Annotated in this window: 17 protein-coding genes; 9 read left to right on the top strand and 8 right to left on the bottom strand. The window is 67.0% G+C overall.

Features of this window, described 5'->3' with window-relative positions:
- Positions 1 to 12 precede the first annotated feature (12 nt).
- Positions 13 to 1,089, top strand: a complete 1,077-nt coding sequence (locus AC0IYU_RS00640) for a DUF72 domain-containing protein (protein ID WP_472111762.1) — start codon at positions 13 to 15, stop codon at positions 1,087 to 1,089.
- Here AC0IYU_RS00640 and AC0IYU_RS00635 read toward each other — a convergent pair.
- Both AC0IYU_RS00635 and AC0IYU_RS00630 read right to left on the bottom strand, forming a co-directional pair.
- Complete coding sequence (locus AC0IYU_RS00635; protein ID WP_472111760.1) at positions 1,086 to 1,577, bottom strand: RidA family protein; 492 nt, start codon at positions 1,575 to 1,577, stop codon at positions 1,086 to 1,088. The genes AC0IYU_RS00640 and AC0IYU_RS00635 overlap by 4 nt on opposite strands.
- 144 nt (positions 1,578 to 1,721) lie before the next feature.
- A complete protein-coding gene (locus AC0IYU_RS00630; protein WP_472111758.1) occupies positions 1,722 to 2,195 on the bottom strand; it encodes a 2'-5' RNA ligase family protein in 474 nt (157 codons plus the stop codon).
- A gap of 363 nt (positions 2,196 to 2,558) precedes the next feature.
- On the opposite strand from AC0IYU_RS00630, the gene AC0IYU_RS00625 reads away from it, so the two are divergent.
- The gene (locus AC0IYU_RS00625; RefSeq protein ID WP_472111755.1) at positions 2,559 to 3,002 is read left to right on the top strand and encodes an outer membrane beta-barrel protein; all 444 of its coding nucleotides are present in this window, start codon (positions 2,559 to 2,561) and stop codon (positions 3,000 to 3,002) included.
- 63 nt (positions 3,003 to 3,065) lie between these two features.
- Here AC0IYU_RS00625 and guaA read toward each other — a convergent pair whose 3' ends face one another.
- The 4 genes from guaA to guaB form a co-directional block, all read right to left on the bottom strand.
- Positions 3,066 to 4,682: a glutamine-hydrolyzing GMP synthase gene (gene guaA, locus AC0IYU_RS00620; protein ID WP_472111753.1), complete on the bottom strand. Its 1,617-nt coding sequence runs from the start codon at positions 4,680 to 4,682 to the stop codon at positions 3,066 to 3,068.
- Between the two features lie 11 nt (positions 4,683 to 4,693).
- Positions 4,694 to 5,128, bottom strand: a complete 435-nt coding sequence (locus tag AC0IYU_RS00615; RefSeq protein ID WP_435483742.1) for a type II toxin-antitoxin system VapC family toxin — start codon at positions 5,126 to 5,128, stop codon at positions 4,694 to 4,696.
- The gene (locus AC0IYU_RS00610; protein ID WP_435438329.1) at positions 5,125 to 5,373 is read right to left on the bottom strand and encodes a type II toxin-antitoxin system Phd/YefM family antitoxin; all 249 of its coding nucleotides are present in this window, start codon (positions 5,371 to 5,373) and stop codon (positions 5,125 to 5,127) included. The genes AC0IYU_RS00615 and AC0IYU_RS00610 overlap by 4 nt, the downstream gene beginning before the upstream one ends.
- 88 nt (positions 5,374 to 5,461) lie before the next feature.
- Positions 5,462 to 6,931, bottom strand: a complete 1,470-nt coding sequence (guaB, locus tag AC0IYU_RS00605; RefSeq protein ID WP_472111750.1) for an IMP dehydrogenase — start codon at positions 6,929 to 6,931, stop codon at positions 5,462 to 5,464.
- Between the two features lie 138 nt (positions 6,932 to 7,069).
- On the opposite strand from guaB, the gene AC0IYU_RS00600 reads away from it, so the two are divergent.
- Positions 7,070 to 7,591, top strand: a complete 522-nt coding sequence (locus AC0IYU_RS00600) for a DUF4124 domain-containing protein (RefSeq protein WP_472111747.1) — start codon at positions 7,070 to 7,072, stop codon at positions 7,589 to 7,591.
- A 9-nt stretch (positions 7,592 to 7,600) separates the two neighbouring features.
- Here AC0IYU_RS00600 and AC0IYU_RS00595 read toward each other — a convergent pair whose 3' ends face one another.
- Positions 7,601 to 7,945, bottom strand: coding sequence for an RnfH family protein (locus tag AC0IYU_RS00595; protein WP_472111744.1), 345 nt, complete (start codon positions 7,943 to 7,945; stop codon positions 7,601 to 7,603).
- Positions 7,946 to 7,955: 10 nt separating this feature from the next.
- Entirely contained in the window at positions 7,956 to 8,402 is a 447-nt protein-coding gene (locus AC0IYU_RS00590) for a type II toxin-antitoxin system RatA family toxin (RefSeq protein ID WP_472111741.1), read from the bottom strand.
- A 64-nt stretch (positions 8,403 to 8,466) separates the two neighbouring features.
- On the opposite strand from AC0IYU_RS00590, the gene smpB reads away from it, so the two are divergent.
- The 6 genes from smpB to AC0IYU_RS00560 all read left to right on the top strand — a co-directional run bounded on the left by smpB (position 8,467) and on the right by AC0IYU_RS00560 (position 12,827).
- Positions 8,467 to 8,943: an SsrA-binding protein SmpB gene (gene smpB, locus AC0IYU_RS00585; protein WP_409168598.1), complete on the top strand. Its 477-nt coding sequence runs from the start codon at positions 8,467 to 8,469 to the stop codon at positions 8,941 to 8,943.
- Between the two features lie 96 nt (positions 8,944 to 9,039).
- The gene (locus AC0IYU_RS00580; protein ID WP_472111739.1) at positions 9,040 to 9,435 is read left to right on the top strand and encodes a COG4315 family predicted lipoprotein; all 396 of its coding nucleotides are present in this window, start codon (positions 9,040 to 9,042) and stop codon (positions 9,433 to 9,435) included.
- 29 nt (positions 9,436 to 9,464) lie between these two features.
- Positions 9,465 to 9,980 carry a sigma-70 family RNA polymerase sigma factor gene (locus AC0IYU_RS00575; protein ID WP_472111736.1) on the top strand — a complete coding sequence of 172 codons (516 nt, stop codon included), beginning with the start codon at positions 9,465 to 9,467 and terminating at the stop codon, positions 9,978 to 9,980.
- A 13-nt stretch (positions 9,981 to 9,993) separates the two neighbouring features.
- Positions 9,994 to 10,812 (top strand): anti-sigma factor family protein, encoded by an 819-nt coding sequence (locus AC0IYU_RS00570; protein WP_472111733.1) that lies wholly within the window; start codon positions 9,994 to 9,996, stop codon positions 10,810 to 10,812.
- Positions 10,813 to 10,902: 90 nt separating this feature from the next.
- Positions 10,903 to 11,295 (top strand): COG4315 family predicted lipoprotein, encoded by a 393-nt coding sequence (locus AC0IYU_RS00565; protein WP_472111730.1) that lies wholly within the window; start codon positions 10,903 to 10,905, stop codon positions 11,293 to 11,295.
- 98 nt (positions 11,296 to 11,393) lie between these two features.
- The gene (locus AC0IYU_RS00560; protein ID WP_472111728.1) at positions 11,394 to 12,827 is read left to right on the top strand and encodes a hypothetical protein; all 1,434 of its coding nucleotides are present in this window, start codon (positions 11,394 to 11,396) and stop codon (positions 12,825 to 12,827) included.
- The last annotated feature ends 19 nt before the right edge of the window (positions 12,828 to 12,846 follow it).

The raw sequence follows: 12,846 nt of genomic DNA, 5'->3' as shown, positions 1-12,846 counted from the left end.
GCAGCCCCAGACATGGTTGAAGTACAGGACTCTCTTTTTCCCGAGCTGCCGCGCCCCGAAGAGGCGCCCGTGGCCGTGTCCGCGCCTTCCGAAGCCGAAGCGCCCGCCAGGAAGAAGTCGCGCACCGGCACCGTCGAGCCCGCGCCTGCAGACCCCGCACTCGTCGAACTGGCCGCCGCGCTGCCGCCCAACCTGCGGCTTGGCACCTCGTCGTGGAGCTACCCCGGCTGGGCCAACCTCGTATGGGACGGCGAATACGCCGAGAGCGTGCTGTCGAAGCACGGCCTGCACGCACTCGCCAAGCACCCGCTGTTTCGCACTGTGAGCCTGGACCGCAACTTCTACCGCGCCCTCACCGCGAGCCAGTACGCCCGCTACGCGGCCATGGTGCCCGACGACTTCCGCTTCATGGTGAAGGCGCCGAGCCTGGTGAGCGACGCCACCGTGCGCGACGAAAGCGGACGCGGCATGCAGGCCAACCCGGTGTTCCTGAGCCCCGACATCGCGCGGCAGGAGTTCGTGCTGCCCGCGCTCGAAGGGCTGGGCCATCGCATCGGCGTGCTGGTGTTCCAGCTGAGCCCGATTCCGGGGCACATCCTGGCCGACCAGCCTGCGCTGCTCGCGCGCATCGCCGAAATGCTCGATGCCTTGCCCGGTCTGAAGCAGGTCGCGCCCGACGCGGTGGTCGCCGTCGAGGTGCGCGACCCGCAGTTGCTGAACCCCGCCTTCGCCGCGATGCTGCGCAGCGTGGGCGCCACCTTCTGCATGGGCCTGCACGCCAAGATGCCGCCCATCGAAGACCAGCTGCCGATGCTGCGCGCGCTGTGGCCCGGGCCGCTGGTGTGCCGCTGGAACCTGCACCGGCGCCACGGCCGTTTCGGCTACGAAGACGCGGAAAAACTCTACGGCCCGTTCGACAGGATCGTCGACCCCGACCCTGAAACCCGCGCCGCGCTGGCCAAGGTGATTGCCGGCACCACCCGTGCGGGCCAGAACGCCTTCGTCACCGTGAGCAACAACGCCGAAGGCTGCGCACCGCTGACCATTGCGCAACTGGCGCGCGACCTCAGCGGACTGGCGTCGCGTTAGCCGATGTTGTGCTTGGCGGCGACGGTCATCTCGACCTCGACCGTCGCGTTCTTCGGCAGCGCATAGACACCGACCGCCGTGCGCACATGCACGCCGGCGTCGCCGAACACGCGGTGCAGCAGGTCCGACGCGGCATCGGCCACCTCGCTTTGCTGCGTGAAGTCGGCGGTGCACTGCACGAACACCCCCACGCGCAACACCTTCTCGACGGCATCGAGCGAGCCGAGCGCCCGGCGCAGCAGCGTGAGGCTGCGCAGCGTGCAGATCTGCGCGCCCTCCCGGGCCTTGGCCAGCGACACCGCGTCGCCGACGCGGCCGGTGACCACCACCGTGGTGCCCACGCGCGGCACCTGACCGCTGAGGTAGACCGTGCGGCCGTCGCGCACCAGCGGCACGTAGTGGCCGCCGGCAATGATCTCGCCGTCGAAGCTGTGACCCAGCTCGGCGGCAATCTGGTCGGCGATCTGGTCTCGGGTCTTGTCTGTCATGGCTGTTCCGTGAAAGGGAGCGTCATTGTCGCCATCCCCTTCGCCGCGGAACAGATACAGACGACGCGGATCGAGGGCAGAACAGACAGGGAGATCAGGGTGCTGGCTTGGGCGCGTGTGCAGACCCGCGGCGGGAAATTCGTGTCAGGCGAACGCCGCGTCCAACTGGGCGCCGGGCCACCGGCCGAGCACCTCGTGCACGCCCTCGCCCACGTGGCTGTCGATCAGCACGAGCGAGCCTGGGGTCCACTTGACGGGCGCTTCGAGCGCGTGCTTCTCCAGCTTGCGTCGTGCGTAGGCCAACGTCATGTGCGGCGTGAAGGCGCGCGAGGGCTTGAGGCCCGCATCGGCCAGCGCTTCGCCCAGCCGCTGCCGGAAAGCCAGGAGGGCCGCGGTGTTCTTTTCGTCGTCGGCGCACAGCACCAGCGCGCCCTTGGTGAAGCTCATGGCCTTGTCGAAGACGATGTCGAATGCCGGTGCCGCGACCGTGGCGGCCGCGCTCGAGGCCTGCGCCACCGTGTCGGCCGGCACCTGCGCGTAGCCGCCCAGGTCGAACAACGTGACATGCAGGCGATGCGCTGCGACCGGTGTTCCCTTCAATGCGTGTTGCGAGTTCATGCGTTCGCCCAGCGCTTCGATCGACGTGGCATCTTGCGCGTGGGGAAGCAGTGCAAAAAAGAGCGAGTGCGGCAGCACTTGCTTGCTGCGCGCCTTGCTTCGGGGGCGTGGCAGGGGCCGCGGCGGGGGATCGATACCGGGAAGAAGAAACTGTTCTGACATGCCTCGATCATCGCCCATGGACCTGCGCGCTTCATGCGCCCTTCAGCAAGTGCCAAGCGGGTCTTCAGGCTGGTTTTTGAGAATCGACGCACACGGGCGGACAGGCTTCATCGCCGTCTAACAGGACACCGGCTTCTATGCGGGCGGCGCCATCGGCCGTTCGAGCTTCAGCCTCTCGTCGTCCAGCAGCGCGCCCGCGCCGTGGGGTGGCGAAAAAGCAGCAAGGCCGGCACGGCCTACAAGCTGTACGGCGGCTACCGGCTGACGGAGAACTTCGGCGTGGAGGCCGGCTATGCGCGCCTGGGCCGCGTGAGCCAGTGGACCTCGGCCTACGGCGTTTCAACGCTGCAGAGCGGCTCGGGCCAGGCCTTCTATGCGGCAGCCACCGCGCGCCTGCCGCTGGGCGAGTTCTTCGCCGTCAACGGGCGTCTCGGCATTGCGCACGGGCGCATTTCCGGCGGCGACAACGGCGTACCCGGCAACCGGCGCTTCTCGGGCGGCGCCAACGGCGTCATGGCGGGCTTCGGCGCCGAATATCGGGTGACGCAGAACCTGGCCATCACCGCGGACTACGACTACTTCGGCAAGCTGTCGAAGCAGGCCAAGGGCGGCATGCTGACGGTGGGCCTGAAGGCGAGCTTCTAGACCCGAAGCACGCCGGGCGCGTTCAGCGGGTGGCCTCGGGCCCGACAGACGTCGGAGTACCCCTCACTCCCACTCGATCGTCGCCGGCGGCTTGCTCGACACGTCGTAGGTCACGCGGTTGATGCCGCGCACTTCATTGATGATTCGGCCCGACACCTTCTTCAGCAGCGCGTAGGGCAGCTCCGCCCAGTCGGCCGTCATGAAGTCGCTGGTCTGCACGGCGCGCAGCGCCACCACGTAGTCGTAGGTGCGCCCGTCGCCCATCACGCCCACGCTCTTCACCGGCAGGAACACGGTGAAGGCCTGGCTCGTGAGGTCGTACCAGGTCTTGCCCGACTCGTCCTTGAAGTTGCGCAACTCCTCGATGAAGATCGCATCGGCGCGGCGCAGCAGGTCGGCGTATTCCTTCTTCACCTCGCCCAGGATGCGCACGCCCAGGCCCGGGCCGGGGAACGGATGGCGGTACACCATCTCAGGCGGCAGGCCGAGTGCAACACCCAATTCGCGCACTTCGTCCTTGAACAGGTCGCGCAGCGGCTCGAGCAGTTTCAGGCCCAACTGCTCGGGCAGGCCGCCCACGTTGTGGTGGCTCTTGATGGTGACGGCCTTCTTGCTCTTGGCGCCGCCCGACTCGATGACGTCGGGGTAGATCGTGCCTTGCGCCAGGAAGGTCGCGCCCTTGTGGCCGCCGTCGCCGGCCTTGAGCTTGGCGGCCTCCTGCTTGAACACCGTGACGAACTCGCCGCCGATGATCTTGCGCTTGGCTTCGGGGTCGCTCACGCCAGCGAGCTTGCCGAGGAACAGGTCGCTGGCATCGACGCGAATCACCTTCGCGTTGAGCTTGCCTTCGAACATCTCCATGACCAGGTCGCCCTCGTTCAGGCGCAGCAGGCCGTGGTCGACGAACACGCAGGTCAGCTGGTCACCGATGGCGCGGTGGATGAGCGCGGCCGCCACGCTCGAATCGACGCCGCCCGACAGGCCCAGGATGACTTCCTCGTCACCCACCTGCTCGCGGATCTTCTGCACGGCTTCGGCGATGTGGTCACGCATGACCCAGTCGGGCTTGGCATCGCAGATGCCGAGCACGAAGCGCTCGAGCAGCGCCTTGCCCTGCACGGTGTGCGTGACTTCCGGGTGGAACTGCACGCCGTAGTAGCGGCGCGCCTCGTCGGCCATGCCGGCGATGGGGCAGCTGTCGGTGCTGGCCATGAGCTTGAAGCCCGGCGGCAGTTCGGTGACCTTGTCGCCGTGGCTCATCCACACGTTGAGCATGCCGTGGCCATCGGGCGTGGTGAAGTCGGCGATGTCCTTCAGCAGCGCGGTGTGGCCATGGGCGCGCACGGCCGCGAAACCGAACTCGCGCTTGTGGCCGCACTCGACCTTGCCGCCGAGCTGATGGGCCATGGTCTGCATGCCGTAGCAGATGCCGAGCACCGGCACGCCGAGGTCGAACACGGCCTGCGGGCACTTGTCGGTGGTTTCCTCGTACACGCTGGCGTGGCTGCCGGAAAGGATCACGCCCTTCAGGTGGCCGTCGGCGGCGTATTTGCGCACCCATTCGTCGGTGACGTCGCAGGGATGCACTTCGCTCAGCACATGGGCTTCGCGCACGCGGCGTGCAATGAGTTGCGTGACTTGCGAGCCGAAGTCGAGGATGAGGATCTTGTCGTGTTGCATGGCGAGAGGACTCAGAGCGTTGAAATGTCGAACAGCTTGACGCCCGCGTGCGGCGCCGCCTGGATGAGTTGCTCGTCGAAAGTGGCGAGCGGGAGATCTAGCGATTTGGCGAGCCAGAGATAGCCTGCGTCGTACAGCGACACGCCGGCGTCGATGGCCACGGCCAGCACGGCCTTGTGTTGCGCGGGTGCGAGCTCGTGCAGTTCCACGCGGTGGCGGATGGCGTCGAGCACGCTCCACAGCCCTTCGACCGCGGACGCGGGGATGCGGCCGCTGCGCACGCCGTTGGCAAGAATGTTGGCGCACTCCCATTGCCAGGCGTTGGGCGCCTGCGGCTCGACCTCGTCGCGGCGAATGGCCGCGTAGAGCTTGCGGGTGTGTTCGCTGGCCTGGTCGGGCAGCAGCCAGGCGGCGGTGACCGAGGCGTCCATGACGAAGGCGGTCATGGCTGGCGCCCTTCTTCGCGCAAGGCGCGCAACGAAAGACCGGGCCGGATGGTGGCGTGCAGCGCGTCGATCTGGCCGAGCTCGCGCTCGATCTGCTCGTCGGTGATGACCGGCTTGCGGCGCACCGGCAGCATGCGCACGACTTCCTTGCCGTGGCGGGTGATGCGAACCTCCTCGCCCTTTTCGACGAGGTCGATCAGGGCGGAGAAGTTGTTCTTGGCTTCAGCGATACCGATGGATTGCATTTGGGCCAGAAAAATTGAATCTGGCCCAAATTCTAACCTCAAACTGGCCTGACTTTCAAGGTCTGGCCAGAACAGGCTTGTTCAGCCCTTAATCAGCCCGGTAGTTCGGCGCTTCCTTCGTGATCTGCACGTCGTGCACGTGACTCTCGCGGATGCCGGCCGTGGTGATCTCGACGAACTCGGCCTTGTTCTGCATGTCCGCGATGGTCGCGCAGCCGCAGTAGCCCATGCTGGCACGCACGCCGCCGGCCATCTGGTAGACGATGGAGACGATCGAGCCCTTGTAGGGCACGCGGCCTTCGATGCCTTCGGGCACCAGCTTGTCGGTGTTGGGGTTGCCGGTGCTTGATTCCTGGAAGTACCGGTCGGCGCTGCCCTGCTGCATCGCGCCGATGGAGCCCATGCCGCGGTAGCTCTTGTAGCTGCGGCCCTGGTAAAGCACGATTTCGCCGGGAGCTTCTTCGGTGCCGGCGAACATGCTGCCCATCATCACGGTGCTGGCGCCGGCGGCGATCGCCTTGGCGATGTCGCCCGAGTAGCGCACGCCGCCGTCGGAGATCAGCGGAACGCCCGTGCCTTGCAGCGCGGTGGCGACGCTGTCGACCGCCATGATCTGCGGCACGCCCACGCCAGCCACGATGCGGGTGGTGCAGATGGAGCCCGGGCCAATGCCGACCTTGACCGCGTCGGCACCCACGTCGGCCAGCGCACGCGCTGCATCGCCGGTAGCGATGTTGCCGCCGATGACGTCGACCTGGGGATAGTTGCGCTTGACCCAGCGCACGCGCTCGATCACGCCGGCGCTGTGGCCGTGCGCGGTGTCGACCACGATGGCGTCGACGCCGGCCTTCACCAGGGCTTCGACACGCTCTTCGGTGCCGTCACCCACGCCCACCGCCGCGCCCACGCGCAGGCGGCCGCTGGCGTCGCGTGCTGCATTGGGGAAGCTGGTCTGCTTGGTGATGTCCTTGACGGTGATCAGGCCCTTGAGTTCCCAGTCGTTGTTGATGACCAGCAGGCGCTCGAGCTTGTACTTGTTGAGCAGCGCCTTGGCATCGGCCAGCGTGGTGCCGTCGGGCACGGTGATGAGCTTGTCGCGCTGCGTCATGATTTCGCTCACGGGCACGTCGTAGCGGGTTTCGAAGCGCAGGTCGCGCCCCGTCACGATGCCCACGACCTTGCCGCCGTCGATCACCGGGAAGCCGGAGATCCCGAGCTGGTCGGACAGCGCCATCACCTGGCGCACCGAGTGCGTCGGCGTGATCACCACCGGGTCGCGCAGCACGCCCGACTCGTAGCGCTTCACGCGCGCCACTTCGGCGGCCTGCTGTTGCGCAGTGAGGTTCTTGTGCACGATTCCCATGCCGCCCTCCTGCGCGATGGCGATCGCGAGGCGGGCTTCCGTCACGGTGTCCATGGCCGCCGAAACGAGCGGCAGGTTCAGCGTGATGTTGCGGGAGAGTTTGGTGGCGAGGGAGGTGTCCTTGGGCAGGACCTGGGAGAACGCTGGCACCAACAACACATCGTCGAAGGTGAGCGCTTTGCCGAGAAGGCGCATGGGTGAAGCTCCAAAAGAAGGATTGTAACGACGCGCCCGAAGGGTTTGCCGGCCTGGGCCTTTCCGCGGCGTTGCAAAACCACCCAATGCCAGCCGATGCGGATGTTGCAAAAAGTAAGGCGTGGCTAGAATTCGCGCATGAAATTCGTGCATTGGCTGGTACTGGGATGTGTCGTTGCGCTGCCGCTCTCCGCGAGCGCCCAATGGCAATGGATCGACAAGAACGGCAAGAAGGTCTTCAGCGACCAGGCGCCGCCGCCCGACATTCCCGAGAAGAACATCCTGCGCCGCGTCGGCCCGCCGCCGGTCGCGCGCTCCACCGCGAACCCGAACGTGGATGCCCCGCCCGCCGAAGCCGCGGCAGATGCACCGCCCAAGTCCGCGGCCGCGCCCAAGCCAACCGGTGTCGACAAGGAACTCGAGGAGAAGACCAGGAAGGCCGAGGCCGACGAAAAAGCCAAGCAGGCCGCCGAAGCCGCCAAGTCGGCGAAGGCCAAGGCCGACAACTGCGTGCTCGCCCGCCAGGGCAAGGCCACCGTCGACAGCGGTGTGCGCATCGCCAAGGTCAATGCCAGCGGCGAACGCGAAATCATGGACGACTCGGCACGCGCGGCCGAGCAGAAGCGCATTCAGTCGATCATCGACAGCGACTGCAAATAGCCGCGTGCCTCAGTAGCCCGTGGCGCTGCCCTTGCGGCGGTTCGCGAACAGGCCAGTTCCCCGCGCGCCCTGGCGCTGGAAGCGCTCCCGGCGCGCCACTTTCGGATCCACCTTGAGGGGCCGGCACAGTTCGATGCGGTCCCCTTCCTTCAGGGGCTGGTCCCACTCGACGACCTTGCCCCAGATCCCCGGCGTCATTGCATGGCGCCAGTCCAGTTCCGGCAGCGCCACGGACAGGTCGCTTGCCTTCACCGCGTCGGCCAGCGTGGTCTCGGGTGCCAGCTTCAGCACCTGTTCGAACACCTCGCGGGCCCCGGGCGAACAGCTCAGCGCCACCTCGATCACGCGGGTCATGGGCAAGGCATCAGGAAGCGCCGTAGACCTGCTCGGCGCGCTTGACGAAGGCCTCGACCAGGCTGGAGGCGATGGTGTCGAACACCGGCCCCACGAGCGCCTGCAAGGCGAAATTGCTGAAGCCGTAGCTCAGGTGCAGTTCGACGCGGCAGGCGCGCTCGCCCGCTTCGCCCACCGGCACGAACTTCCATTGGCCGTCGAGGTTGGAGAACGGCCCGTCGACCAGCTTGAGCTGCACCTCGCGCCCCGGCACATGGGTGTTGCGGGTAGTAAAGCTCTTGTGCAGCCCGCCGAAGGACAGGCCGACTTCGGCAGTCATGCCATCCTCGTGCTGCTCGACGACGCGCGACTTGTCGCACCAGGGAAGAAACTGCGGATACTTGGCCACGTCGGTGACCAGCGCGTACATTTCTTCGGCGCTGTACCAGATGAGGACGGACTTGTTGACTGTTTTCATAGAATCGGCACGCGTGCGCGACGGAGATTGTATTGAAGCCATGCAGCCCCAACATTCCTGAGTCATGGCCACAAAGAAACAAGACACCTCCTCCCGCATCGCCGACAACAAGAAGGCCGCCTACAACTATTTCTTCGAAGAGCGCTTCGAGGCCGGCATGGTCCTCGAGGGCTGGGAAGTCAAATCGCTGCGCGAAGGCAAGGTGCAGCTGACCGACGGCTACGTGGTGATCCGCGACGGCGAGCTGTACGTGGTGGGCCTGCAGATAAACCCGCTCAAGAGCGCCTCGACCCACGTCAGTCCCGACTCGATCCGCACCAAGAAACTGCTGCTGCACAAGGAAGAAATCCGCCGCCTCGTCGGAAAGATCGAGCAGAAGGGCTACACGCTGGTGCCACTCAACCTGCACTGGAAAGCCGGCAAGGTGAAGTGCGACATCGCGCTGGCTAAGGGCAAGGCCGAGCACGACAAACGCGACACCATCAAGGACCGCGAAGGCAAGCGCGAGGTCGAGCGCGCCATGAAGAGCCGCAGCCGCTGAATCTTTTTTGCAGGCCATGGAATAAAAGACCCGCCGCGGGCGTTTGTACGTTTGTCACCGGACAAGCCGGTGCCATCACAACCCAGGAGTCTTTCCATGTCGCCTTTCAGCCGTTCGCTCCCTCCCCTTCTTTCGCGTGCGTCTTTCACCGTGCTGCTCGGAGCCCTGCTCGCGCTGCCGGCCTTCGCCCAGCCCAAGCCCGCCGACGGCGCGCTCGTCGGCGCCACGGGCATGACGCTCTACACCTTCGACAAGGACACCGCAGGCAGCGGCAAGTCGGCCTGCAACGGCGGCTGCGCCACCAACTGGCCGCCGTTCATGGCCTCCGAAGGTGACAAGGCGACCGGCGACTTCACCATCGTCACCCGCGACGACGGCAAGAAGCAATGGGCCGCCAAGGGCTGGCCCCTGTACTACTGGGCCAAGGACAGCAAGCCGGGAGACAAGACCGGCGACGGCGTCAACGGCACCTGGAAAATCGCCAAGCCCTGATCGGCGTTTTTGGATCGGTCCACGCCCTCATGGACGCCCGCCTGCTGATCGAGCACACCCCGAGCCTGCGCCGCTATGCGCGTGCGCTCACGGGCAATGCATGGGCCGCCGACGACCTGGTGCAGGACACGCTCGAGCGCGCCTGCAGCAAGTGGCGCCTGTGGGTCGTGGGCACCGATCTGCGCGCGTGGCTGTTCACCGTGATGCACAACATCTTTGCCAGCCAGGTGCGGCGCACGCCGCCACCGCACGCCGTGGTCTCGCTCGACGACCTGCCGCACGAGATGCACGGCGGCATCGACCCGGGCCGCGACCAGGGCACGCGCCTGGACCTGCAGCGCTGCCTGATGCAGCTGCCCGAGGAGCAGCGCGCCGTGCTGCTGCTGGTGACGCTCGAAGACCTGTCCTATGCCGAGGTGGCCAAGGTGCTCGGCATTCCCGCGGGCACTGTCATGTCGCGCCTGTCGCGCGCCCGCGTCCGGCTGCAGGAACTGATGGACGGCGCCTGCGCGCCCGGTCGTCCCGGCCTGCGCCGCCTCAAATGAAAATCGCCACACCATGAACCGCCCCGCCCCGCCCCCCACCGACGACGAGCTGCACGCCTGGGTCGACGGCCAACTGGCTGCCGAGCGTCACGGCGCGGTCGAAGAAGCCATTGCGCGCGATCCTGCCGTGGCCGCGAAGATCGCCGCGTGGCACACTCAGCGCGACGCCTTGCGCAGGCTGCATGGCGAGCTGCTCGACGAGCCCGTTCCCGCGGCCCTGATGAATGCGCTCGGCGGCCGTCCGACACGACAAGCGCAGCGTGCCTCCTGGGTGCGCTGGGGCGGCATGGCGGCCGGCGTGCTGGTCGCTTTCGCCGCCGGCTGGATCGGCAGCAGCCAATGGTCCGCCGCGCGCGGCGGCTCGCAGCTGGCCAAGGCACCTGCGGTGCGCGAGTTCGTGCACGACGCGTCGATGGCGCACGCCGTGTACGTGCCGGAAAAGCGGCACCCTGTCGAAGTGGCAGCGTCCGAGCAGCAGCATCTGGTGCAGTGGCTCTCCAAGCGCCTGGATAGGCCTTTGAAGGTGCCCGACCTGTCTTCCCAGGGGTACGCCCTGGTCGGTGGCCGGTTGCTGCCCGGAGAAACCGGCGCTCGCGCCCAGTTCATGTTCGAGGACGCCGCCGGCGAGCGCGTGACGCTGTACATCGGCACGCTCGACGCCAACGCCGCCGGGGCTGCCGCCGCGCGCGAAACCGCCTTCCGCTTCGCCTCCGAAGGCCCTGTGCCCAGCTTCTACTGGGTCGACCAGGGCTTCGGCTACGCCCTCGCGGGCAAGCTGCCGCGAGAACTACTGCTCAAACTGGCGACGCTGGCCTACCGCGATTTGTCTTGATGAACGCATAAACTGCCGGCTCGCGCATTTACTCGGCCCGGCCCGTCACCGGATCCGTCTTCGCGATTTTTCAACTGAAGGAGAAACTGCATGAAATTGCTCAGCGCCTCGATCCTCGCGGCGGCCCTGCTTGCCGGCTGCGGCAGCATGTCCCCGACCGCTAAAGCGCCCGACACCCCCACCCGCACCGCCGACGGCGTGCTGGTCGGACCGAACGGCATGACGCTGTACACCTTCGCCAAGGACACGGCCGGCGCCGGCACTTCCGCCTGCAACGCCCAGTGCGCCACCAACTGGCCCCCGCTCGGCGTGACCGAGACGGCCAAGCCTATCGGCGGCTACACCATCATCATTCGCGAAGACGGCAAGCGCCAATGGGCCTACAAGGGCTGGCCGCTGTACTTCTGGTCGAAGGACGCGAAGGCTGGCGACAAGACCGGCGACGGCGTTGCCAACGGCGCCTGGAAGGTTGCCCGCCCCTGATTCACCAGGGCACCTCAACGAAACGCCGGCAACCGCCGGCGTTTTTTTGTCCGCCTCGACCAACGCATCGCGCCGAGGGGGCACGGCAGAATGCCCGCATGACTTCTGACGCCAACCCCGACGCGTTCCTCGCACTGCTGACCCAGGGCCTGATCACCGACACGCAGCACGACACCGCGCTCGCACATCCCGAGACGCCGAGCCTCCCGCCCCTTCCAGGGCCCGCGCATGCCCTGGCATGGATGCGCGTGCGAGGCCTGATCACCGAAGCCCAACAGAACGCCGCGCTCGACAAGGTCGAGGCCGCCGAGCCTGCCCATCCGCACGCAGGCGACGCCGCCATGAGCGCCATGGACGCCGACGACATGGTCGAACTGGCCGGGCAAGGCATCACCCATGAGGCCCTCCAGGCACTGCACAGCGACGGCCTCATCGATACGCCGACACGCGACGAGGCGCTGGAAGAAACACCCGTTGTCGGCAGCGTGCCCGCGTCCGCAGCGGCCACGCTGGCCTGGCTGGTGAGCGAGGAGCTCATCGACAAGAAAGGCTTCGAAGCACTCCGCGCCCAGGTTGCCGCCGAGCCGGCCTTTGCCATGGCCGCCGATCGCGTCCGCATCGTGAACGAGGCACAGGCGCTGATCGATGCCGAAGCGCAAGCCATGAAGGCATGGCAGTCCCGCACGCAGCGCGCCCGCCGCATCGGCGCATTGAAGTTGATGCTGACCGTGCTGGTGATCGGCGGCGGCCTCGGCTGGTACTTCTTTGCGCCGGCCGGCGTGCCCGCCTGCGACGCGGCCTCCACGCGCAAGACGCTCGACAACCTGATGTTTCGTGCTTCCGTGGACGTGCGCATGCGCACCCTCGATCCGCAAAAGCGCGCCGAGCTTCAAACGCCGTCCATCGGCAGCATGCGCGAGATCGGCTACCGCAAGACGGACCGTGTGCGCGGCTGCACGGCCGTGATGACGCAGGGCGACAAGCGCGACCCGATGGCCTACACCATCGGCCCCGTCGCGCCGAAGAGCGACGAAATGGTGGTGCGCGGCGCCGACCTGGCCATCGTGCAGGCGCGCTTCGGCAACCTCGACGCCCAGGGCAAGCCGCGCTACAACGCCGAGCCCATCGGTCGTGCGGCGCTGGAGCACGCATTCCGCGAAGGGGCCGCGCCGCTGAGCGCGCGTTCGGCCAGCTCGGCACTGTCTCGCCAGCGTCCTCGCAACGAATCAGGCTTGGTGGACAAGGACCCGGACCGCTCGCGCGAGATCGCCGAGGTCGAGGTTGCCGGGCCATGCCGGGCGCTCGAGAACGACGCCGTGCAGGCCTGCCCGCTCGTCATCGAATACAACGACCGACTGCTGAGCGCCATCGGCGGACACACCCAGTCGCTCGCGCTGGCCGGTGAATTCAAGTTTCTGAAAGAGAACGGCAACTGGCGCGTGAGCGACGATTTTCCGAAGACCTTCTTGCGCTCGGTGCTCGAGGCGCGCTTGAAGCGCATGGGCCTCGCCGCCGAGGCCCTGCCGCAATAAGCCGGCGCCCCAACGAAAA

Source organism: Variovorax sp. AC103 (assembly GCF_979254005.1).
Note: the sequence above shows the minus strand (reverse complement) of the source record. Positions and strands in the feature narration are given on the sequence as shown.

What these genes read in the sequence shown, in the direction of transcription:
- AC0IYU_RS00640 (WP_472111762.1), top strand. Translation starts at nt 13, where the DNA reads ATGGTTGAAGTACAGGACTCTCTTTTTCCCGAGCTGCCGCGCCCCGAA.
- AC0IYU_RS00635 (WP_472111760.1), bottom strand. Translation starts at nt 1,577, where the DNA reads ATGACAGACAAGACCCGAGACCAGATCGCCGACCAGATTGCCGCCGAG.
- AC0IYU_RS00630 (WP_472111758.1), bottom strand. Translation starts at nt 2,195, where the DNA reads ATGAACTCGCAACACGCATTGAAGGGAACACCGGTCGCAGCGCATCGC.
- guaA (WP_472111753.1), bottom strand. Translation starts at nt 4,682, where the DNA reads ATGCAACACGACAAGATCCTCATCCTCGACTTCGGCTCGCAAGTCACG.
- AC0IYU_RS00615 (WP_435483742.1), bottom strand. Translation starts at nt 5,128, where the DNA reads ATGACCGCCTTCGTCATGGACGCCTCGGTCACCGCCGCCTGGCTGCTG.
- AC0IYU_RS00610 (WP_435438329.1), bottom strand. Translation starts at nt 5,373, where the DNA reads ATGCAATCCATCGGTATCGCTGAAGCCAAGAACAACTTCTCCGCCCTG.
- guaB (WP_472111750.1), bottom strand. Translation starts at nt 6,931, where the DNA reads ATGCGCCTTCTCGGCAAAGCGCTCACCTTCGACGATGTGTTGTTGGTG.
- AC0IYU_RS00600 (WP_472111747.1), top strand. Translation starts at nt 7,070, where the DNA reads ATGAAATTCGTGCATTGGCTGGTACTGGGATGTGTCGTTGCGCTGCCG.
- AC0IYU_RS00595 (WP_472111744.1), bottom strand. Translation starts at nt 7,945, where the DNA reads ATGACCCGCGTGATCGAGGTGGCGCTGAGCTGTTCGCCCGGGGCCCGC.
- AC0IYU_RS00590 (WP_472111741.1), bottom strand. Translation starts at nt 8,402, where the DNA reads ATGAAAACAGTCAACAAGTCCGTCCTCATCTGGTACAGCGCCGAAGAA.
- smpB (WP_409168598.1), top strand. Translation starts at nt 8,467, where the DNA reads ATGGCCACAAAGAAACAAGACACCTCCTCCCGCATCGCCGACAACAAG.
- AC0IYU_RS00580 (WP_472111739.1), top strand. Translation starts at nt 9,040, where the DNA reads ATGTCGCCTTTCAGCCGTTCGCTCCCTCCCCTTCTTTCGCGTGCGTCT.
- AC0IYU_RS00575 (WP_472111736.1), top strand. Translation starts at nt 9,465, where the DNA reads ATGGACGCCCGCCTGCTGATCGAGCACACCCCGAGCCTGCGCCGCTAT.
- AC0IYU_RS00570 (WP_472111733.1), top strand. Translation starts at nt 9,994, where the DNA reads ATGAACCGCCCCGCCCCGCCCCCCACCGACGACGAGCTGCACGCCTGG.
- AC0IYU_RS00565 (WP_472111730.1), top strand. Translation starts at nt 10,903, where the DNA reads ATGAAATTGCTCAGCGCCTCGATCCTCGCGGCGGCCCTGCTTGCCGGC.
- AC0IYU_RS00560 (WP_472111728.1), top strand. Translation starts at nt 11,394, where the DNA reads ATGACTTCTGACGCCAACCCCGACGCGTTCCTCGCACTGCTGACCCAG.